The sequence below is a fragment of the Novosphingobium aquae genome (genome assembly GCF_037572715.1).
GTDB lineage: Bacteria > Pseudomonadota > Alphaproteobacteria > Sphingomonadales > Sphingomonadaceae > Novosphingobium > Novosphingobium aquae.
This window is the reverse complement of the sequence record NZ_JBBHJY010000001.1, coordinates 29,357-49,273: the sequence shown is the minus strand read 5'-3', so window position 1 is coordinate 49,273 and position 19,917 is coordinate 29,357. Positions and strand designations below refer to the sequence as shown.

Sequence of the window (19,917 nt, the reverse complement as noted above, 5' to 3'; positions counted from 1 at the left end):
CGCGCCTAAATTGCCGCCAGCCCCTTGCGCAGCCACAGCGCCTGCGGGCTGCGAAAGTTCGACGATGGCACCCACGACAGGGCGGCATCCACCCCGTGGAATTCGGGCACGGCCTTGAGGAATTCCTCGAAGACCACCTGGCAAGCGACCCGCGCCAGCATCGCGCCGAGGCACGAATGAACGCCGCCCCCAAAGCCCAGGTGCCGCTTGGGCCGGCGTGTGATGTCATAAGTGTCGGGATCAGCGAACTGGCGCTCGTCGCGATTGGCCGAGCCGTAACACAGCATAACGAAATCGCCGGCCTTCATGGTCTGCCCGTGCAGTTCGGTATCGACCTGCAGACATCGCTTGAAACGCTGCGCCGAGGTGTTGAAGCGCAGCGATTCCTCGATTGCATCGGGGATCAACGCCGGGTCGGCAGCCAGCGCGGCCCGCGCCTCGGGATAGTCGGCAAGGTTCAGCGCGAACATGCCCATGAAGCCCGACAGGCTTTCAATCCCTGCCATGATCAGGGTTGTGACGGTGAGTTGCACTTCCTTGTCGAGCAGCTTCTCGCCGTCGATCTCGGCGGTGATGAAGTTGGACAGCAGGTCCTCGCCAGGGTTGTTCTTGCGCTCCTGCACGAGGCGTTCGGCAAAGTCAGCCATCCACTGGAACGCGGCGAGGTGTTCGGGCGATTTCTGCCGGGTTTCGGCATCGGTCTGAACCATCAGCACGGCGTTGTCGCGCACCTCTTCGGCCTGATCGCGCGGCATGTCGAACAGATAGAACAGCAGGTCGACGGTGATCTTTGAACCGAATTCGGAAACGAAATCGAACGTGTCCTTGCCCTCGATTTCGGCAAGGTGCGCGGCGACCGAGGCGCGAGCGGGCTCAAGGATATGGTCGAGCGCACGCTTGGTCATGGCAGACTGGATCAGGCCGCGCAGGCGGTCATGGCGTGGCGGGTCACTGCTGCCGAGCGTCGACCCGGCACGCCCCGGAAACTCGTCGACGAGGTTGCCCTTGGCCGAGGAATAGGTGCGCCAGTTGCTCAGCGCGGCGAGCACATCATCGTAGCGGCTGAGCACCCACATGCCCGCTTCCTCGCACCAGAAGGCGGGGAAGTCGTCGCGCAAGACCTTGTAGGCGGGGAACGGATCGGCGTCGTTCGCCGGAGAGTAGGGATCGAAGCGGAAGCGGTCCGCAGTCAGGGTCTCAGAGGCCATGGCATCGCTCTCCAACGGGGCCGGCGGGCATCGCCGGATTACTATGTCTGATAGCTATACCGATAATGCCCGCCCGGCGAATTGATCTGGATCAGACTGGCTCGGCCAATTTGCGGCGGATCATGTCGGTCAGCGCGACCGGATCGCCGGCACTTTCAGGGTGCATTTCCCATTCGCCGAGCTTGATCGAGCTGGTGCCGACCAGCTTGGCGCGTTCGAAGCGGCGGTCCATGAAGGCCCGCAGCGCTGATTCCACGTCCTTCGCCGCCAGTTCTTCAGCCAGCACCACGGCGTCTTCGACCGCCATGGCCGCGCCCTGCCCCAGATGCGGCGTGGCGCTGTGCGCGCTATCGCCGATCAGCACTACGCGGCCCTGATACCAAGGATCGGGCATGATGCAGGCTTCGAGCGGGCGGTAGACGACTAGCGAGGGGTCGGTGATTGCCTTTGCCGCCTCACCCAGCAGGCCGCCATAGCCTTGGAGCCGCTGCTGCATTTCGTCGGCCAGAGACTCTGGGGCGAACCTGGGATTGCCCGGCTCTTCGCAAACCACGAAGATGTACATTTCTTCCGGGGTCAGCGGACAATAGCCGGCCTTGCCGTGGAAATTTGGCTTGCCGATGTAGAGGTCCGACCATTCGAGATTGGCCGGGCGCGGCACGTTGTAGCGCCACACGCCCTGCCCGGTGAACGCCGGCTTCGCCTCGCGCCAGAGCACCTTGCGCACGGCGGAATAGTTGCCGTCGCAGCCGATCATCAGGTCATAGGAGCCGCTGGTGCCGTCAGTGAAAGTGACGTTCACGCCCGATCCGGTGTCCTCGAATGTCTCGAACGAAACGCCGAGCCGCACCGGGATGCCGAGTTCCTTGACTTTGCCGGTCAGCACTTCGTGCAAGGCCGGACGCGTCAGGCCGAGGTCGCTCGGCAGGCCATCGACTTCGGACACACCGGGAAGCTCGGCGATGATCTCGCCGCCAGTACTGAGGAAGCGCGCACCCTTGTAGGGGAAGCCGGCCGCGACCGCTGCCTTGCCGCAGCCGATCTGGTCGAGCGCGCGGATGAAGTTGGACTGGACGATGATGCCGACGTGATAAACCGACCAGTCGGCGTTTTTCTCGACCACTTCCACGGCCACACCCTTCTGGTGCAGCGCGATGGCCACGGCGAGACCAGCGACACCGCCGCCGATGACGAGAACGTTCTGTGCCTTGCTCATGATGGGTTCCTCTTGCAGTTCGTTGTCCTTGAGCCCTTCCCGCCATCCCCGCGCAGGCGGGGATCCATCCGACGTCTCGCAACTAATTGAGCGGAGATAGATTCCCGCCTTCGCGGGAATGACGGAGAGGGGGAGATTACTCGGCGGCCTCGGCCATCGTCGCCGTATCCGCAGGGTGGTAGTGAAGCTGGTCCGGCCGGGCATAGGTGACGTCCCAGTTGGGCTCGTCCGCCATGAAGTCCGGCAGGTTGGTCATGTAGATTGCCGTGCCGAAGGCGCCGTCCCAGATGCGCGGTTTCCAGCCATCGTCGACGCAGTCGCAATCGGCGCCATACTCCGCATCGCCGCCCGCCGGACAGGGAACGTAGAAGAACGCGGCGCTGGTCAGGCGGTGGCGGCCAAAGCCCCAGTTCCAGTCGCCGTACTTGTAGCCGCGCCGGTCAAGGTAGTTCTTCGCCACCATCAGTTCGTCGATGTCCTCCACCTCCCAGTTGGCGTGGTGGAACTTCAGCGTGCCGTTGAAGCCGGGCATCGGCGCGTGGGCATTGGCGAGGAAAATGTTGTGATGCTCGTACGAGCCATCGGCGCGCATGTAGACGCCGAAGCCCTTCTGCATGTCGGTGATGCGGAAGCCGAGCTTGTCGCGGTAGAATTCGAGCGCCTGCTGGACGTCCGGAAAAGTCCAGACGCAATGATGCGTGCGCTTGGGCAGCGCGCGGTCGATCCACTTGCGCGGCTGGTTGAGCCGTTCGATCCGGCCGATGGTGTTCTGCGGCGTCGGCGCGCCAAACACGGCGCGCGGCTGCCAGACCCGAAGGCCGATCGCCTGCCCGAAGGGGGTGACGAAGTGGACCACGCCCTCATCGTCAGTGGTGAGCGTGATATCAGGCTCAAGCCGTGCCTTGATCCGCGCGAGGCCTTCCTCGCTATCGACCGCCCAGACGCATTCGAACACGCCCTTGCCGGTCTGCGCCGTGTCCTGCGGCAAGCGCGGGTGGCCGCGTTCAAGCAGAACCGTCTGCGAGCCATCGGGCAGTTCGAACAGAGCTTCGTTCGCCTGCTGGCTGACCAGTGACAGCCCGAAGTCGCTGAAGAACGCGGTGCACTGCGCCACGTTCTCGACCAGCCAGGTCAGGCGGCGGATGCCGATAATTGCCATTGCGGAACACTCCCTCATCAGATGAAGGGGAGATGCTCCGGCGGCGGCGCGGATTTCTTGATCCAGCGCAATTCCGACCCATGGATTGATCGGAACTCAGGATATCGACGAAACCGGATGGTCGCCGGTTTCGTCCTCGCCAATCAGTCGTCCTGCCAGGTAAAGGTCAGGTCGCCCTCGCGAAAGGCAAAGCGGTTGAGGTGGCGTTCCGCTGCGCCTTTCAGACCTTCGAGCTGGCCCGCCGAAGTGGCCTCGATCCGGCAGGTGAGCGCCATGTCGCCCGCCGCCATGGTGAACACGCCGTCCCCCGGCCAGTCCGCGCCGCGCGCGTCCTTGGGGAAGACGACGCGGCCGTTGGTCTCGTCGAATTCAACGGCGAGGTTGTGCGCCCAGTGCTTGCACAGTTGCTGCAGATAGCGGCTGCCCTTTTCGGTGGGCACGATTGCAGTGCTGGAATGGATCATGGCAACCTCTCGATCTTCTGAGCCACCTCATCAAGCAAGGCGGCGATGGACAGCGCAGTTTCACTGCTGGCGTCGCCGCGCATCATCCGCTGCATCGATGCGGTTCGCAAGTTCATCATGGCGCGCTTGATCGGCGCGGCATCGGCGCGGCCGGCCTGTTCGGCCATGGCAGCGAGGCGGGCAAATGCGCCGTCGATCACGGCGCGCTTCGCTTCGATCTCGGCGCGGCCGGCATCGGTCAGGCCATAGGACCGGCGCGAGGTGCCCTCGCCGCCAACTTCCTCGACCAGGCCCATATCAGCCAGCAGGGTGAGCAGCGGGTAAAGCACGCCCGGGCTGGGGGTATAGGCATCGCCGCTTTTGGCGGCAAAGCTGCGGATCAGCTGGTAACCGTGCTGCGGGGCCTCTTCGGCCAGCAGGCCCAACACCATCAGGCGCAGTTCCTCACCCGCAAAGCGCTTGCCGCGACGGTGACCGCCGCCCCCGCCGCCGCTCGGTCCGGGGCCGAAGCCGCGGCCGAAGCCTTCACCAAATCCGGCACCGAAACCCGGACCAAATCCGCCTTCGCCGCGCATCCGGGGACCTGGGCCCCGGCCTTTGTTTCCTCTGTCGAAATGCATGCGTTGTAACTCCTTCGCTATGTGCATGCGACGGAGATAGGCGGCTCAAGATACTATTTCAAGATATATCTTGTAACGATACGTATTATTTTCGGAACAACAGGGTCAGCAGGAAAAAGAACGTCTTGAAATCCAGCAATTTGAGCGCCGCCCGCGCCTCTGACGGGGTCAGCTTGGCAACCATCGGCATGGCGCCAAAGATCTTGCCGCGGATCACAAGATTGCCGTCCTCCCCGGAAATCCGCCGAATCGCCATCAGCTCCTTGTCATTGGCATCGAGAATCTTCGCCACGGGCACCTTGTTGCTGCGCATCACACCGGCCCTCCACAAACCTTGTCAAAGTCGATCCCCATGTCATCCATCATCTGGATCGCCGTGGCTCGCCCTGCCCCGAAGACGCCGCCGCCCGGATGCATGAACGGCCCAGCGAGGTAGAGCCCCTCCACCTCCGGCACACGGAAGCTGCCGAGATCGGGCGTCGGGCGGTGGCCCATCGACTGGTAGAAGAACGGCGCACAACCGTGGGCATCGCCCTCGACCATCGAATTGGGCGAGCCGCGCTCGTGATCGAGCGGTGAGCAGACCTTGCGCGCGATAATGTTATCGTCGTCCAGATTGACGAAGAACTTGCGGTACTGCGCCAGCGCCCGATCGGCGTGGCCTTCCTTGACCGCATCCCAGCTCGCCGCACCGCCATGCGCGAGGTGGTAGGGCGCGAAATTCACGCCGTAGAACACACCCGATCCCTCCGGCGCGCGGGTGGGATCAAACACCGTGTTGTCACCCCCGGCGATCAACCGCGAAGAGACCTCGCCTCGCCGCAGCTTGTCGTATTCGAGGCACATGTCGCGCACGGTGTAGAAGTCCATCAGCTCGGTCATCATGGCGTTGCAATCGTTGCCGACCTTGAGCCGCAGCCGCTCCTTCAGCGCCATGTGGGTAAGGTTTATCGAGAAGGTGGACTGGGTCACCCGCTCCGCCCGCGCCAGCACCGGTTCGGGCGTTTCGCTGACGAACTGGCGCAGTTTGTGCGGGTGGATCTGGCCGATCACGCCGTCCCGCGCCGTGATCGTTTCGCCGTCCTCCAGTTCAACGCCCACGGCCTTGCCCCCCGATACCAGCACGCGCTTCACCGGCGAACTGACCCGCACCTCGCCGCCGAAATGCTCGATCGCGCGGACGAGCGCGTGGCTCAGCTGGCCCGACCCGCCCTTTGGCATCGAGCAGCCGAAGGTATGGATGATCCCCGGCATGACAAATGCGCCCATCCCGGTGCCCAGTTCATCGGGCATCTGCAGGTTCTCTGTGACCATGCGAACGATGTGGATGCGCAGCAGATCGCTATCGAAATAGGCGCTGACCACATCGAGCGCCGAGCGCTGCATCAGATCGAGCAGGAAGCGGCCTTCGTCGGACTGGTCCATCATCGCCACGAAAGCGCCCAGCGGGAACGGCGGCGAATAGAGCCCGCTCATCAGCATCGGCAGTGCCGTCTGGCTCATCCCGACGAACTTGCGATAGGCCTCGGCGTCCTTTTCGGAAGTTACCTGCGCCAGCTCCGAGCAGGTCCGGTCGAGGTCCTTGTACGAGCGGATCACCGTGCCATCGTCCCAGATGCTGACGTGGACGAGATCGGGGTAGATGTATTCCAGCCCGAATTTTCCCAGCAGCCCCAGTTCGTCCTCGCGCAGCATCGGGTTGCCCTGGATCATGATGTGTACGTTGGAGTGCTCGTCATGCCAGAAGCCGGGGCGCAGCAGTTCGCGGGTCGAAACCCCGCCGCCGTAGTGGTCCTTCGCCTCAAGCACGAGCACGCGCTTGCCCGCCTTGGCCATATAGGCGGCGGCGGTGAGGCCGTTGTGGCCTGCGCCCATGACGACGATACCGTACTGGCTCATCCTTGGTCTCCGCGCCGATCCTGAACCTGTGCCACCACTTCACTCCCCTTGTGTTGACTGCATTGCCCAGCGTCATAATGTGCCAGCGAGAACGGGGAAGACGGCACTTTTTTGTGCCTTGCCAAAGGACGCAGCAGAGCGATGGGCGATGCCCGCAATTCGATCCTCGAACGCCCCGCCATCGCCGCGCTGACTGCGCAGATGCAGGCGCACGGGACTGACCGCGATGCCCCGGTGCGTGAGGTCATGGGGCTTCTGGGCGATCGCTGGACCACACTGATCCTGCTGGTGCTCGCCACCGGGGCCTGCCGCCATGCGGAGCTGCGCCGCGTCCTGGGCGGACTATCGGAAGAGAAGGCGATTTCGCAGCGGATGCTCACGCTCAAGCTGCGCGCGCTGGAGCGGGACGGCTTCGTCCTGCGTCAAGCGACCACGCACGTGCCGCCACAGGTCAGCTATGAACTCAGTGAACTGGGTGTAGGGTTGCACCAACAGGCGGCGAAGCTGATTGGCTGGATCGAGGAGAACAGCCCCGCGATTGGCGCGGCGCGGTCAGGCTTCTTGGCTGAACGCGATCAGGGCTTGCCTCTGCCGCGATAGACCGCCGTCAGGTCATCGCGCACGCCTTCGCGCACCATAGGATCGATCGGCACGACCTTGGGCGTATGGGCCGGAACTTCGGTCTTGGCATGGGCTGCCAAGCGCTCGATCACCCAGCGCAGCGCGGCATCGTTGTTGTTGGTGATGTGCCACTGCAAGGCTTCGCGGATCGGCGGAATGTCGAACGGCAGTTCGTGCGTGAGCAGCGGATGGATCTGCACCATGCGTTCGGCCATGCGGCGGTGCATCGTCGCGATGCGGTGATTGCCGATGATCAGGCGCGGCACCGACAGGAAAGTCGGCGCGACGATTTCCACCCGGCGGCCCTGCTTCTGGCGGCGCTGGAAGGCGTCCTCGAAGGCCGGAATGCGCGACTTGCCAAACCGCGAGGTGACATGGCCAGCCTCGAAATAGACCTGCTTGGTCATCGGCTGTTGCATGATCGGGTTCTGGTCCCAACCAACAACCACGTGATCGTCCTCGAACAGGATCTGGCTGGGATGGTCAGCCGAAATTGCAAAGTCGATGGTCAGCAGCAGGTCAATCTGGTTGCGCTCGATCAGGTCGACCGGGTGGTCGTTCATCGGCTGGATCTCGAACCGCATGTTCGGCGCGACGACGGCCAGTTCGTTGATAACCCGGGCGACCAGCACTTCGGTCGAATAGTCCGAAGCCATCAGGCGGATCTGCCGGTCCGACGTGGCAGGATCGAATTGCGGCGCCACCGCGATGGTCTGGCGCACCTGTTCGAGCACGGCGCGCACGGGATCGACCAGTTCTTCCGCGCGCGCGGTGAGCACCATCTGGCGGCCGCGCACGACCAGCAGGTCATCGCCGAAATAGTCGCGCAGCCGTCCCAGCGCGCTCGACGTGGCCGACTGCGAAAGGCACAGCCGGTCAGCAGCAAGGCTGACGCTGCGCTCGGTCAACAGCGCGTCGAGCGCCACCAGCAGATTGAGATCGAGCTTACCGAACCGCATGGCCATCTCCCCGAGTCCTAGTTACGACAGGGTCGCCAAGGCACTGGAGACGAGTATAGCAAGATCGCCGTCATGAGCAAAACCAGCCTTTTCGGCTGCCGGGGTAAACAGCGGTGGCTGCGCGGCGAAGGCGGCTTCGAGCGCGGCATCGGGGGCGTAAGTGACCAACGCCGGATCGACACCGCACTGGCGGGCGATCTCTGCGGCCAGCGCCCCCATCGACACGCGCTGCGCCGGCAAGGCCACCGCGCGTCCGGGCGGCAGAAGCCGGCTGTCGAGGCTCAGCGCATGGGTGAAATTCGCCGCGCATCGCGCCACCGACTGCGCCCAGATCATCCCTGCGGCCGAGACCGGGCAGATGAACGGCTCGCCCGCTTTCAGGGCATGGAACAGGTCCGACATGAACGCGCTTTTCATGCCGCTCGGGCCTTTTGGTCGGGCAAGGATCCCGGGCAGGCGCACCGTCACCCCGTCGATCAGGCCGCGGTTGGAGAACATGGCGACGGCATGTTCCATCATCGCCTTGTGCCCGCCGTAGATCATCTTCGGGCTGAGCGGTGTGTCTTCGTCGACCCGCGCGGGCAGCGGATCGCCATAGACCGCGATCGAGCTGGCATAGACGAAGCGCAGACCGGGCCGCACCGCTGCCGCTTCGAGCATCAGGTCATACATGGCATCGACATTGATGCGGCGCGAGGCGGCAGGATCCGCCTCCGCCGCGCCGCCGGGCACCGTGGCGAGGTGGATGATTGCTTCGACACCAGACAAGGCATCCGCCCGCACCGCCGCATCGCCAATATCGCCGGCAACGGCGCGCGCGCCCGCCGGGATGCCGCCGGTCATGGTATCAAGCCCGGTCACGGCCCTGCCCGCCGCGAGCAATCCGCGCACCAATTCACGCCCGACGAAGCCGCAGGCACCCGTCACCAGGATGGTCACCGGCAAGTCACTTCAAATGAAGAGAGGTCCTGCGCCACGGCAACCGGCCCGCTATAATTGCGGGCGATGTCGGCGCGGAACGGCTTGGCAAAGCGCGCAATTGGCCCCGGCGGCGTGGCGAAGTGGGTCAACACCACGCGCTCCACCCCGGCCTTCGCGGCCATCGTCCCGATATCGGCTGCAGTGATGTGGTGCGTGGACAAGTGCCGGCGCATCTGGCCGAACAGGTCCTCGCTCATGTCAGGCCGGCTCGCGCGGATCTGGGCGACAATAGGTTCGAGCGCGATCACTTCGCTGACAAGCATGTCACTGCCCTGCGCTAGCTGCGTCACGGCATCGCTTGGCCCGGTATCGCCGGTATAGGTGATCGACCGGGTGCCAAGATCGAAGCGATAACTGAACGACAGCGGCTCACTAGCCTGCTTCGGGCCGGGATGGTCAAAATGGCTGTTGGCGGCGGCAGTGACTTTCAGTCCGCCGATCTCCACCTGCGCGCCGTCGGTCAGTTCGATGACCTCGACCGAGGAAGCCGGCGGTGGTGATTTTGCGCCCAGCCCGAAGCCAACCCGCGCCTGCGGCTGCATGGCCAGCAGCGCGCCATCGACGATTTCACGCGTACCGGGCGGGCCATAAACCTTCAGCTTGCCGGGAATGTTGTTCATCCAGCGGAGCCCGATCACGGCGGGAAGTCCGCCGGTGTGGTCCAAATGATGGTGGCTGAGGAAGACGGCCGATATTCGCTGCTGGGTTACTCCGGCCCTTGCCAGCTGGTTGACCGCGCCGTCACCCGTATCGACAAGAACGTGGTGATTACCGGCAATCAGCAGATTGGACGGTTCGGCCCGTTCCGGTGTGGGGATTGGCCCGCCGGCGGTGCCAAGCGTCACCCAGCGCAGCACCGGGCAAGTCGGTGCGGCAAAAGCCGGGCCGGCCCAAAGGACCAGCCCGGCAATAGCCGCAAGGGATGAAGCCCGCTTCAAGCGATCAGAACTTGAAGCCGGCCGAGACACCGACCACTCGCGCGGTCAGGCCGGCCGCCGGCCATGCGCGGATGCCGCCATCGGACGTACCGGCGAAGTCGCTGGCAAGGTAGGCAGTCGGTTCGCGCTGCTTGGTCAGGTTGCGGGCGAAGACCGAGAGGGTCCACTTGCCGTCCGCATCCCGCAATCCGAAGCCGCCATTGATGATGGCGTGGCTGGGATAGCGATAGGCCGGATTGCCATATTGCGCGAGCAGGACGGCGCTCTTCCAGACGACGTTGGTATTGGCGAACAGTTCGAGGTTCCCACCCATCGGCTGCACAAATTCGCCCGAGAAGGTGAACTTGTGCTTCGGCGCATTGAGGAACTGGGTGCCGGCCAGGCTGACGCCATCATTGCCGACAAAGCCCGTGGGGAAGCGGACGTCGTTGAACTGATAGCCGGCGTTGATCGAGATCTGATCGGTCACCTGGCCGAAAATCCCCAGCTCGAAGCCCTTCGAGGTGACGTTTGAGATGTTCTGCGTCACCGAGATCAGGGCGCCGGCGGTGTTGAACACTGACGACTGCGTCTGGAAGTTGTTGACCTTCGAATAGAACGCATTGGCCGAAAGCTGCATACGGCCCATCTGCATCTTCGCGCCGATTTCAAAGGCATCGGCCTTTTCCGGCTTGAGCACGGTCACCGGGTCGGTCGCGATGGTCGGCACCACGATGGCCGGCGGCTTGTAACCGCGCGCATAGGACGCGAACAGCGTGGTATCTTCGCTGGGCTTGAAGCTCAGGCCGATACGGCCCGACAGGTTGTTGTCTTCCACCTTGGAAACGCGGGTGGCGTAATTGGTGTTGTTTCCGACACCGGTCGTGTTGCTGTAATCGGTGTAGCGGATGCCGCCGAACAGATCGAGCTGATCGGTGATCGAGAAGGTCGCATCGGCAAAGGCGGCGAGCGTGTTGTTGTTCGTGTCCTCATAGGTCAGCGCCACGGGAACGACGCAGAACGCGCCGGCGTTTTGGCAAACGCTGAAGCCGGTACGCTTGCCGAGCGCCGCAATGCCGAAGGGCAGCGTGTTGTCGATCGGCGTCGTGCGCAGGCGGAAGCCCGAATAGAGCCCGCCGATGACCAGCTTGAGTGCGTCACTGTCATAGGCGACGCGCAGTTCCTGGCTGAACTGACGCGATTCCGATTCCTGGTTTTCGGTGCGCGCACCAACGCCAAGCCGGCGCGAGAAATTGACCGAGCCGGTTTCGCGGTCGAGTTCGCGGTAGGCCGTGACCGAGGTGAGCGTGACGCTGTCGGAGATCTCCACGTCGATCGCGCTGGAAATGCCGGCCGCAGTGTTGATCAGCGAGGTCTGCGTGTCCTCGCAATAGAATTCGGCACGTGCATTAATCACGGGAATCTTGCAGCCCGCCGCATCCTTGAACGTATTGGTGGAATAGACCGACACCGGCAGGGTCGGAGCCGGCCCCGGACCATCGGGATCGACCAGCGTCGTCGCATTCGGCGCAATGGCAATCGCGAAGAAGTTCCATCCACGCGAATTCTGGCGGGTATATTCGCCGTTCAGCGTAATCTTGACCGTCTCGCTGAGCCGCAGCAGCGCGCGCAGGCGCATACCAAACTCGCGGATGTCGTTGTCGAGCCCAAGCGCGGTGTTGCGCTGCAGGCCAAGCTCACGCTTGTAATGGGTGGCGAAACGGATCGCCGCCTGCTCGCCAAGCGGCAGGTTGATCGCGCCGCGCGCGGTCAGTTCGCCCACTTCCGAACCGGCGGTGCCCTTGTCGGCAAAATCGACGCTGCCCGAGACCGAGATGCCCGATGTGGAGGGCTCGACGGTGGAAATGTTGATCACGCCGGCCGAAGCACCCTGACCGAACAGCGTGCCCTGCGGGCCGCGCAGAACTTCGACCTGGCCGATGTCGAACAGGATCGGGAAGGTCAGGTTGCCCTGCGGCACCTGATCTACAATGAAGGCCACCGAGGGCGAGACCGAGGCGTTGAACACGCCCGTGCCAAGGCCGCGCAGGCGCGCGCCGCCATTGACTTCGCCGCCTGACGTCTGGCTGATTTCAAGCGCGGGGGTCACGCGCTGCAGGTCGGTAACCGAATAGATCTGGTCGCGGCCCAGCTGTTCGGCAGTCGTGACTGACACCGGAACGGGTACGTCGACTAGCCGTTCTTCGAACTTGCGGGCGGTAACGATGATCTCGGAGCCGTTGTCTTCTGCCTCGGGGGCGTCTTGCGCCTGAGCCGGAGCAGCCATGGCAATCGCGACAAGCCCGGTCGTAGAGATCAGAAAAGAGCGCATTTGGTTATCCTCCCCATGCATGTTTGCACTTCTGGGAGCCGCATATTCTAATTTGGGCGCAAAACTCTCACCGAATTTATGGATGCAAACCTATCGATGCTTCGGGTTTGTCTCTGCGCCGCGCATCGCTAGGGGTAACTTATGAACGAACAAAAGATCGGGAGTATTGCCAGCGCGCTGATCGTCGGCGGCGGCATCGGGGGAATGGCGACGGCAATCAGCCTCGCCCAGCGCGGAGTCGCGGTTGATTTGATCGACCTCGATCCGGATTGGCGCGTTTATGGCGCCGGCATCACCATCACCGGGCCAACGCTGCGCGCCTACAAGCACCTTGGGCTGGTCGACCGGATCAAGGCGGAAGGCGCGGTCACTACCGGTGCTTCGCGCGTTCGCCTGTTCAACGGCCAGATCCTGCGCGTGCTTGACGAGCCCGAGATCGAGGAAGGCCTGCCCGCAACCGGCGGCATCATGCGCCCGATCCTTCACCGCATCATGCAGGACTGCGTGCGCGAACTGGACATCTCCGTCCGGCTCGGACTGACGGTGACCGCGCTGGAAACCGAAGGCGAAGGCGTCAACGTCACCTTCTCGGATGGCACCAATGGCCGCTATGACCTAGTCGTCGGCGCCGACAGCGTGTTCTCGGCCGTGCGCAAACTCGCTTTTCCGCACATGGCCGAACCGGTCGAAACCGGACAGGGCTGCTGGCGCATCTCGATCCGCAAGCCGCCCGAACAGGACATGGGCGAATTCTATTTCGGCAGCGACAACCCCTGCGGCATCACCATCTGCGGCGAGGACGCGGTCTATCTGTTCCTGCTGACCCCGCACGTGCCGCGCGAAAAGTTCATGGACGACGAAGAGCTGTTCACCACGATGAAGGAGCTGCTCGGTCCCTTTGGCGGCAATGCCGGCTGGATCCGTGACAACATGAGCCGCGCCAACTGGATCAATTACCGCCCGCTGGCCGCCGCGATCCAGCCGCGCCCGTGGTCGAGTGGCCGCGTCGTGCTTCTCGGCGATGCCGTTCACGCGACCACGCCGCATCTGGCATCGGGCGCGGGCATGGCCGTGGAAAGCGGCATCGTGCTGGCCGAGGAACTGGCGAACAACACCTCGGTTGAACAGGCGCTGGCCGCATACGAGGAACGCCGCTTTGACCGCTGCCGTGACGTCATCGAATCCAGCGTCGCCATCGGCCAGCTCCAGCTGGACCATGGCAATCCCGGCCAAATCGCCGGCATGATCGAAGGGGCGCTGGGGAGGCTCAACGCGCCTTACTGACGCCCGATAATGATGATGGCGTAACGGCTACCGCAAACCCGGGGCCGAAGAGAGAGGGACACATGGACAAGCACCGCGACCCCGGTTTCATGACCGGGCTATCCCTGCTGCTGCCGATCACGCTGTCGACCATGGCGATCGTCCTGCTCGCCCCGATCCTGCCGCAGATGCTGGCCGAATATTCGGCGATTCCCGGCTTCGATTACTGGGTGCCAATGATCCTGACCGTGCCGGCGCTCTGCGTCGCGCTGTTCTCGCCCGTGGCGGGGATTTTGGGGGACTGGTTCGGACGTCGGCGGCTGCTGTTGTGGTCGTTCGTTGCCTATGCGGTGGTCGGTGTCGCGCCGGTCTTCCTCACCGACATAAAGGCGATCCTGCTCAGCCGCATCGGCGTGGGGCTAGCCGAAGCGCTCATCATGGTGCTGACGACCACGATGATCGGCGACTATTTCGCCGGAGCGGCGCGCGACAAGTGGCTGGCCGGACAAACCGCGGTCGCCTCGATGTCGGCGCTGGTGTTCTTCAACCTTGGCGGACAGCTTGGCCAGTTTGGCTGGCGCACCCCGTTCTGGGTCTATTCCTCGGCGCTGCTGATGCTGGCGCTGGTCCTGCTCTACACCTGGGAGCCATCGGAGCGCGATGCCGGCGACGTGGCGAAAAAGGCCCCGCACCACGCCAGCTGGGCCGGGTTTCCTATGGCCAAGATGCTCGGCATCGTAGCGGTCACCGTCTTCGGATCGGTGCTGTTCTATACCGTCCAGATCCAGTCGTCGGTCGGGCTGCACGAACTGGGCGTGACAGACCCGGCGCGCGCCGGCTTCCTCACTTCGATCGCCAGTATCGGGGTTGTGCTGGGCACCTGGATCTATTCGCGCATCAGCCGCTGGCCGGTGTTCCGCCTGCTGGCAATTGAGTTTGCCATGCTCGCGGTCGGCTTCCTGCTGATGTCGCGCGCAGGAGACACCACGCCGTTCCTGATCGGCTGCTTCATCAACCAGCTGGGCGCCGGCATGTTGCTGCCCACGCTGCTGGTCTGGGCGATAAGCCTGCTGACCTTCGAAATGCGCGGACGCGGCGCTGGCATCTGGACGGGGGCTTTCTCGATCGGCCAGTTCATCAGCCCGATCGCAGTCACCATCGCCACCAAGCTGGTGGGCGGCTTGCTCCCGGCCTTCGGCGTGCTGTCCGCCGCCGCGCTGATCGGCGCGCTGCTCGCCGGGTTCGGCATGACGCGCAAGGCCCCTGCCCTTGCCTGACCGGCTCGCCGGAAAGGTGGCGGTCGTCACCGGCGCGGCAAGCGGGATCGGACGCGGCTGCGCAGACACTTTTGCCGCCGAGGGAGCAACGGTGATCGGAATCGACCGGGCCGAATGCGACCTGCTTGACGAGGCATCGGTGAACGCGCTGTTCGCTGCGATCGGGGCGGAACACGGCCGCATCGACGTGCTGGTCAACGCCGCCGCCTTTGCCGTGTTCGACTGGATCGAAGAGCTGTCCTACGCTGACTGGAAAGCCACACTGGCGGGCGAACTCGACATCGTCTTCCTTGCCACCCGCGCGGCATGGCCCCTGCTCAAGGTGGGCGGCAACAGCAGCGTGATCAACTTCGCCTCGGCCAATGCAGCCCACGCACTCGAAGGCTCGCCCGCACTCGCGCACTGTGCCGGCAAGGGCGGCGTGCTCGCCATGACGCGGCAACTGGCGATGGAAGGTGCCCCGCACGGCATTCGCGCGAACACAATCTCGCCCGGCTTCATCCGCACCGCTGCGACCGCGCAGCATCTCGCCGCCGACCCGGCGTTCGAACAACGCGTGCTGGCCAGGAACATGCTCAAAATGCTCGGCGAACCGCAGGACATTGCATGGTGCGCGGTCTGGCTGGCGAGCGACGAGGCGCGTTACGTCACCGGTGCCGATTTCCCCGTGGACGGCGGTGCGACCGCTTGGTAGCAAGCTGGTAAGGCCAATCGGCCACGTTAGTTTGTGAGAGGGTATAAAGCATGATGCACTTCAATCGCCGCGAATGGCTCGCAGGCAGTGCTGCGCTGGCCGGCCTAGCAGCAATGCCCTCGCTCGCCCGCGCGCAGGCTGTTGCCGGACTGCCCGAAGCCATGATCCACCCTGAACTGCGTGCCATCGCCCGCCAGTTTTCGGGCATGATGAAGAACATGCCGGCTTGGACACGCGCCAACCTGCCTGAGCTACGCAAGCCGTTTCCCTTCGGCGACTGGCGCTCGCTCCCCAGCGTTCCGCACGAGCGCAAGGTGATCCCGGTGGGCAAGCCGCATCCCGATGTCGCAATCTACGTCATCAACGCCAAGCCCGGGACCAGTCGCCCGGCCATTTTGCACACCCACGGCGGCGGCTATATCACCGGATCAGCGGAAACCTCGGTCCGGCAGATGCAGGAATTGGCGGTCAAGCTGGATTGCGTCATCGTCACCGTCGAATACCGGCTCGCGCCCGAAACCACCTATGCAGGGTCGATCGAGGACAATTACGCGGGACTGAAATGGCTCCATGCCAACGCTGCATCAATCGGCGCGGACCCGGCGCGGATTGCCGTTATGGGCGAAAGCGCCGGCGGCGGTCATGCGGCGATTCTGGCGCTGGTGGCGCGCGATCGCGGCGAAGTTCCTGTCTGCTTCCAGTGCCTGATCTACCCGATGCTCGACGATCGCACCGGTATCACCCGCAAGGTCCAGCCGTGGGTCGGCAGGATGGTGTGGACGCCCGAACAGAACCGCTTCGGCTGGGAGGCTTTCCTTGGCGCCATGCCCGGCGGTGCGAAGGCTCCGAAATATGCCGTGCCGGCGCGCATGGCCGACCTCAAGGGCCTGCCGCCCGCCTTCATCGGCGTCGGCACGCTCGACCTGTTCTGCGATGAGGATATCGATTACGCGCAGCGGCTCAACAATGTCGGGGTACCTGCCGAACTGATAGTCGTACCGGGAGCATTCCACGGCTTCGACGGCATTGCGCTGATGGCCAAGGCACCGCTCGGCACCTGGTTCGAGAACGTCAAATTGAATGCCCTGCGGCGGGGATTTGGCATCCCCGCCGCCTGACAGAAATCAGTCCTCGAAGATCGCCACGGCCCGCGTCCAGCCGGCGCTGGCGCCCTTGATCTTGTGCGGGAAGCAGCTGATCATGAACCCGGTTGCCGGGATGGCTTCTAGGTTGTGCATCTTTTCGATGTGGCAATAACCGATGTCGACGCCGGCGCGGTGGCCTTCCCAGATCAGTTTCGGATCGCCGGTTTCCTTGACCTTTTCCGCGGTGTGACTGAACGGGGCATCCCATGACCAGGCATCGGTGCCGGTAACCCGCACGCCGCGTTCAAGCAGGTACATGGTCGCCTCATAGCCGACCCCTGCACCGATCCCGACATAGTTCGGATCGCGGTTGGCGAGCGCCATGCCGGCCGCGGTGTTGACAACGACGATGTCGAGCGGCTTCAGATCATGCCCGATGCGCGCGAGTTCGTCCTCGACGTCCTGCGCGGTGACGACGTAGCCGTCGGGCTTGTCGCGGAAATCGAGCTTCACGCCCGGATTGAAGAACCATTCGAGCGGCATCTGGTCGATCGTCTGGGCGGGTCGCGAACCGCCCGGGAGCGCGGCATCCTGGGTCGGGTGATAGTGCCACGGCGCATCGACATGGGTGCCGCTGTGGGTGGTCAGCTTGACCCATTCCGCCGCACAGAACGGCTGGCCGCCACGCATGCCCTCGGCCTCTTCCGGATCGAACCAGTGAGCCAGCTCATGCTTGGTTTCGGCATGGACTTCGTAAGTGATCGTCGGCTTGAGGAACGGCGGATCGCTGATGATATCGTTCTCTAGCGTCATCGACAGGTCGACGTAACGGCGGGTCATGCGGTTTTTCCTCCAAGCGTCTCGGCGAACCAATCGGCAATGTAATCAATGGCAAAGGCGTGGTTATCTGCGCCGACATGCTCGACCCCGCCTTCGCGCGGCGTGAACCACTTGAGTTCGCGGCGCGGCGAATTGACCAGCTGGTCATAGGCTTGCTGCGCATAATCGGGTGAGATCTGGCGGTCGCTGACCCCATGGGTGACGAGGAACGGCACCTTGATGCGGTCCATGTGGCCGTTGAGGTTCATGTCCTTCGACTTCTCGAGGAAGTCCTCCATATTCGTCGCGCCAAACACCCAGAACACGTGGCCCCAGTAATGCGGTACGGGGTTCTCGCCCTCGCGCTGCATGCGCTTGTACTGAACTTCGTGCCAGTTGTGGTTGGCCCCCCAGGCCGCACCGCTCTTGAAGCGCGGTTCATAGGCCACCGCGCGCGGAGCGAAGTGCCCGCCGAGCGAGATGCCGGTCATGCCAATCGCGTCCTTGTTCACATCGGCGCGCGTCTCAAGATAATCGACATAGGCCGAGGCCCAGCGCTCCGAATAGGGCGTGGCGGGCAGGTCCTGCAGGCGGAGCGCCTCGCCGGTGCCCGGCTGATCGACGCAGAGCGTGTGGATGCCGCGCTTGGCAAGCGCATAGGGGATGCCCCCCATCCACAGCATTTCCTTCATCGAATCGAGGCCGTTGCAATACACCACGACCGGCGCGGGGCCTTCCACCGGGGCCTTGTGGAACAGGCCAGTGATCTCCTTGCCTTCATAGGGAATGCTGATCCGCTCGACCGGATCGCCGGCAAACTGAATGCCCTTGAGGAAGTTCTTGATCGCCTTGTCATAGGTTTCGGCGCGGCCTGGCGAGCCGTGGGCCTGCATACGTTCACCCGTCAGGTAATAGATCGACGACCGCTTGAGCTTGTTGCCGGCAGAAAACATGCGGCCCGCCGCAATGTCTTCCTGCGCGAGTCCGGTCAGCTTGTCGGCCATCTTGACCCATTCGGCCATGAAGTCCTGCGTATTGGCATCCGCGCCAGCCTGGGCCTTGGCCTTCAGCGGCTCGATAATGTCGATGATCTCGCCGATGCGGCCGCCATTTTCCATGGCGATCGAGACCGAGAGGTTCCAGATGTAATTCGGGAACGGTTCAAACAGCGCCATCGATCAGGCCTCCACAGCTTCGAACAGGCCCGGATTGGGCGCCGGATGTGGCAGAGTCTGCGGACCGCCGGTGCCGATGCCCCACTGGTCCATGATCAGCGGTGCAGGCACATAAGTGGTCGGCTGGTGCGTATCGAAATCGACTTCCTCAAGCTCCGAGGTGAATTCGGTGACGAAGCCGCTCGGCGTGACGAAATAGGAGAAGGTGTTGTTGCCTGCCGTGTGCCGGCCCGGACCCCAGCCAATGTCGTTGCCCGACTGCTTCATGCGCAGGATGCCGCGCATCATGCCGTCAACGCCGGTCATGTCATAGGCGACATGGTTGAGGCACGGCGGCCCGGGCAGGATGGCGATGCGGTGGTGCGCCGAATTGCAGCGCAGGAAGCCCATGAAATCGCCCAGCCAGTCGGACACCTTCATGCCCAGCACGTCGGTGAACCAGGCCATCAGGCCGTGATGGTCGGGCGAATGGAAGACAATGTGGCTGATCTTCACCGGAACGCCGTCCCAGCGGGCCACATCGGCGACTTCGCCGCGCGCGACGTCGCTCGAAATCTCGAACATCATGCCGTCGGGATTGAAGAAGCGGAAACCATAGCCGCCGCCCGGCGTCGTCAGGTCACGCGGCGGGTGGACGATTTTGCAGCCCGAAGCGGTCACCTTGTCGGCGAGTGCATCGACATCGGCGCGGCTATCGGCGGCAAAGGCGATCACGTCGACGCGGTTCGTGTCACCGCTGCGCAGGCGGACAACATGATGCTCGTCGTGCCCGCGCGCCTTGAACCAGGCAGTTGTTGAATCTGGGCCATCATCGGACGGGACCGGATCGAGGCCCCATTTTTCGGTGTAGTACGCCTTTTCCGCCTCAAGGTCGGTAACGGCATATCCGACATAGCGGATTTCGCTGATGCGGCTCATAGGTCTCCCTCTCAATTCCTCTGGACAGCCGCCGCCGCCCAGCCACGTCTGCGCTGGGAGTTCGATCGACGGCCCCTTGCCATCGACCCTAGCAGATCGGCAAAACGCTGCTGACGATTTATTGGCATGGTTCCAATCGACGTGGTCGATAGCTGCGACAATGCTGGCACAAATGCAAAGGGGCGGCCATTCCCAGCCGCCCCTCAACTTTGCGAACGAAAACGAAAATCAGAGCTTCGCGCTGGCCATGATCGCTTCGGCGCGGGCGCGGTCGCGGTCATAGAAATGGATGGCCGGTGCGGTGAAGCTG

The 19,917-nt window shown here is 63.7% G+C and carries 19 protein-coding genes; 5 read left to right on the top strand and 14 right to left on the bottom strand.

The features are described 5' to 3' along the window. Nucleotides 1–5 precede the first annotated feature (5 nt). The 7 genes from WG900_RS00240 to WG900_RS00210 all read right to left on the bottom strand — a co-directional run bounded on the left by WG900_RS00240 (nt 6) and on the right by WG900_RS00210 (nt 6,566). Nucleotides 6–1,208, bottom strand: a complete 1,203-nt coding sequence (locus WG900_RS00240) for a cytochrome P450 (RefSeq protein ID WP_339963874.1) — start codon at nt 1,206–1,208, stop codon at nt 6–8. 91 nt (nt 1,209–1,299) lie between these two features. After that, complete coding sequence (locus tag WG900_RS00235; RefSeq protein WP_339963873.1) at nt 1,300–2,424, bottom strand: FAD-dependent monooxygenase; 1,125 nt, start codon at nt 2,422–2,424, stop codon at nt 1,300–1,302. 136 nt (nt 2,425–2,560) lie between these two features. Next, complete coding sequence (locus WG900_RS00230) at nt 2,561–3,583, bottom strand: VOC family protein (RefSeq protein WP_339963872.1); 1,023 nt, start codon at nt 3,581–3,583, stop codon at nt 2,561–2,563. A 143-nt stretch (nt 3,584–3,726) separates the two neighbouring features. Continuing rightward, on the bottom strand, nt 3,727–4,047 hold the full coding sequence (locus WG900_RS00225; RefSeq protein WP_339963871.1) for a DUF2218 domain-containing protein: 321 nt from the start codon (nt 4,045–4,047) through the stop codon (nt 3,727–3,729). After that, nucleotides 4,044–4,667: a PadR family transcriptional regulator gene (locus WG900_RS00220; RefSeq protein WP_339963870.1), complete on the bottom strand. Its 624-nt coding sequence runs from the start codon at nt 4,665–4,667 to the stop codon at nt 4,044–4,046. Before WG900_RS00220 ends, WG900_RS00225 begins: the two co-directional genes overlap by 4 nt. 85 nt (nt 4,668–4,752) lie before the next feature. Then, nucleotides 4,753–4,980, bottom strand: coding sequence for a hypothetical protein (locus WG900_RS00215; RefSeq protein WP_339963869.1), 228 nt, complete (start codon nt 4,978–4,980; stop codon nt 4,753–4,755). After that, nucleotides 4,980–6,566, bottom strand: coding sequence for a phytoene desaturase family protein (locus WG900_RS00210; protein WP_339963868.1), 1,587 nt, complete (start codon nt 6,564–6,566; stop codon nt 4,980–4,982). The genes WG900_RS00215 and WG900_RS00210 overlap by 1 nt, the downstream gene beginning before the upstream one ends. A gap of 141 nt (nt 6,567–6,707) precedes the next feature. On the opposite strand from WG900_RS00210, the gene WG900_RS00205 reads away from it, so the two are divergent. Further along, a complete protein-coding gene (locus tag WG900_RS00205; RefSeq protein ID WP_339963867.1) occupies nt 6,708–7,166 on the top strand; it encodes a winged helix-turn-helix transcriptional regulator in 459 nt (152 codons plus the stop codon). On the opposite strand, the gene WG900_RS00200 is transcribed toward WG900_RS00205, so the two are convergent. The 4 genes from WG900_RS00200 to WG900_RS00185 are packed head-to-tail and all read right to left on the bottom strand — an operon-like array spanning nt 7,142 to nt 12,376. Further along, nucleotides 7,142–8,152 (bottom strand): LysR family transcriptional regulator, encoded by a 1,011-nt coding sequence (locus WG900_RS00200; protein ID WP_339963866.1) that lies wholly within the window; start codon nt 8,150–8,152, stop codon nt 7,142–7,144. The genes WG900_RS00205 and WG900_RS00200 overlap by 25 nt on opposite strands. Nucleotides 8,153–8,167: 15 nt before the next feature. Further along, nucleotides 8,168–9,085, bottom strand: a complete 918-nt coding sequence (locus WG900_RS00195) for an NAD-dependent epimerase/dehydratase family protein (protein WP_339965289.1) — start codon at nt 9,083–9,085, stop codon at nt 8,168–8,170. Beyond that, a complete protein-coding gene (locus WG900_RS00190) occupies nt 9,082–10,065 on the bottom strand; it encodes an MBL fold metallo-hydrolase (RefSeq protein WP_339963865.1) in 984 nt (327 codons plus the stop codon). Before WG900_RS00190 ends, WG900_RS00195 begins: the two co-directional genes overlap by 4 nt. 4 nt (nt 10,066–10,069) lie before the next feature. Next, nucleotides 10,070–12,376 (bottom strand): TonB-dependent receptor, encoded by a 2,307-nt coding sequence (locus WG900_RS00185; RefSeq protein WP_339963864.1) that lies wholly within the window; start codon nt 12,374–12,376, stop codon nt 10,070–10,072. A gap of 141 nt (nt 12,377–12,517) precedes the next feature. Here WG900_RS00185 and WG900_RS00180 point away from each other — a divergent pair, with 141 nt between their 5' ends. The 4 genes from WG900_RS00180 to WG900_RS00165 all read left to right on the top strand — a co-directional run bounded on the left by WG900_RS00180 (nt 12,518) and on the right by WG900_RS00165 (nt 16,728). Continuing rightward, nucleotides 12,518–13,660, top strand: coding sequence for an FAD-dependent monooxygenase (locus tag WG900_RS00180; RefSeq protein ID WP_339963863.1), 1,143 nt, complete (start codon nt 12,518–12,520; stop codon nt 13,658–13,660). 62 nt (nt 13,661–13,722) lie between these two features. Beyond that, nucleotides 13,723–14,916, top strand: coding sequence for an MFS transporter (locus WG900_RS00175; RefSeq protein ID WP_339963862.1), 1,194 nt, complete (start codon nt 13,723–13,725; stop codon nt 14,914–14,916). Further along, complete coding sequence (locus WG900_RS00170) at nt 14,909–15,610, top strand: SDR family NAD(P)-dependent oxidoreductase (RefSeq protein WP_339963861.1); 702 nt, start codon at nt 14,909–14,911, stop codon at nt 15,608–15,610. Before WG900_RS00175 ends, WG900_RS00170 begins: the two co-directional genes overlap by 8 nt. Before the next feature lie 50 nt (nt 15,611–15,660). Further along, complete coding sequence (locus WG900_RS00165; protein ID WP_339963860.1) at nt 15,661–16,728, top strand: alpha/beta hydrolase; 1,068 nt, start codon at nt 15,661–15,663, stop codon at nt 16,726–16,728. Nucleotides 16,729–16,734: 6 nt separating this feature from the next. On the opposite strand, the gene WG900_RS00160 is transcribed toward WG900_RS00165, so the two are convergent. Genes WG900_RS00160 through WG900_RS00150 form a run of 3 tightly spaced genes read right to left on the bottom strand, consistent with a single transcriptional unit; the run spans nt 16,735 to nt 19,607 of the window. Next, the gene (locus tag WG900_RS00160) at nt 16,735–17,535 is read right to left on the bottom strand and encodes a cyclase family protein (RefSeq protein WP_339963859.1); all 801 of its coding nucleotides are present in this window, start codon (nt 17,533–17,535) and stop codon (nt 16,735–16,737) included. After that, complete coding sequence (locus WG900_RS00155; RefSeq protein WP_339963858.1) at nt 17,532–18,689, bottom strand: alpha/beta hydrolase family protein; 1,158 nt, start codon at nt 18,687–18,689, stop codon at nt 17,532–17,534. The genes WG900_RS00160 and WG900_RS00155 overlap by 4 nt, the downstream gene beginning before the upstream one ends. 3 nt (nt 18,690–18,692) lie before the next feature. Next, the gene (locus WG900_RS00150; RefSeq protein WP_339963857.1) at nt 18,693–19,607 is read right to left on the bottom strand and encodes a VOC family protein; all 915 of its coding nucleotides are present in this window, start codon (nt 19,605–19,607) and stop codon (nt 18,693–18,695) included. Between the last annotated feature and the right edge of the window lie 310 nt (nt 19,608–19,917).

Bases quoted from the DNA above. Each gene is read 5' to 3' on its own strand.
- WG900_RS00230 (WP_339963872.1), bottom strand. From the start codon at position 3,583: ATGGCAATTATCGGCATCCGCCGCCTGACCTGGCTGGTCGAGAACGTG.
- WG900_RS00210 (WP_339963868.1), bottom strand. From the start codon at position 6,566: ATGAGCCAGTACGGTATCGTCGTCATGGGCGCAGGCCACAACGGCCTC.
- WG900_RS00160 (WP_339963859.1), bottom strand. From the start codon at position 17,535: ATGACCCGCCGTTACGTCGACCTGTCGATGACGCTAGAGAACGATATC.
- WG900_RS00150 (WP_339963857.1), bottom strand. From the start codon at position 19,607: ATGAGCCGCATCAGCGAAATCCGCTATGTCGGATATGCCGTTACCGAC.
- WG900_RS00200 (WP_339963866.1), bottom strand. From the start codon at position 8,152: ATGGCCATGCGGTTCGGTAAGCTCGATCTCAATCTGCTGGTGGCGCTC.
- WG900_RS00235 (WP_339963873.1), bottom strand. From the start codon at position 2,424: ATGAGCAAGGCACAGAACGTTCTCGTCATCGGCGGCGGTGTCGCTGGT.
- WG900_RS00240 (WP_339963874.1), bottom strand. From the start codon at position 1,208: ATGGCCTCTGAGACCCTGACTGCGGACCGCTTCCGCTTCGATCCCTAC.
- WG900_RS00180 (WP_339963863.1), top strand. From the start codon at position 12,518: ATGAACGAACAAAAGATCGGGAGTATTGCCAGCGCGCTGATCGTCGGC.
- WG900_RS00205 (WP_339963867.1), top strand. From the start codon at position 6,708: ATGGGCGATGCCCGCAATTCGATCCTCGAACGCCCCGCCATCGCCGCG.
- WG900_RS00215 (WP_339963869.1), bottom strand. From the start codon at position 4,980: ATGCGCAGCAACAAGGTGCCCGTGGCGAAGATTCTCGATGCCAATGAC.
- WG900_RS00165 (WP_339963860.1), top strand. From the start codon at position 15,661: ATGATGCACTTCAATCGCCGCGAATGGCTCGCAGGCAGTGCTGCGCTG.
- WG900_RS00220 (WP_339963870.1), bottom strand. From the start codon at position 4,667: ATGCATTTCGACAGAGGAAACAAAGGCCGGGGCCCAGGTCCCCGGATG.
- WG900_RS00185 (WP_339963864.1), bottom strand. From the start codon at position 12,376: ATGCGCTCTTTTCTGATCTCTACGACCGGGCTTGTCGCGATTGCCATG.
- WG900_RS00155 (WP_339963858.1), bottom strand. From the start codon at position 18,689: ATGGCGCTGTTTGAACCGTTCCCGAATTACATCTGGAACCTCTCGGTC.
- WG900_RS00225 (WP_339963871.1), bottom strand. From the start codon at position 4,047: ATGATCCATTCCAGCACTGCAATCGTGCCCACCGAAAAGGGCAGCCGC.
- WG900_RS00175 (WP_339963862.1), top strand. From the start codon at position 13,723: ATGGACAAGCACCGCGACCCCGGTTTCATGACCGGGCTATCCCTGCTG.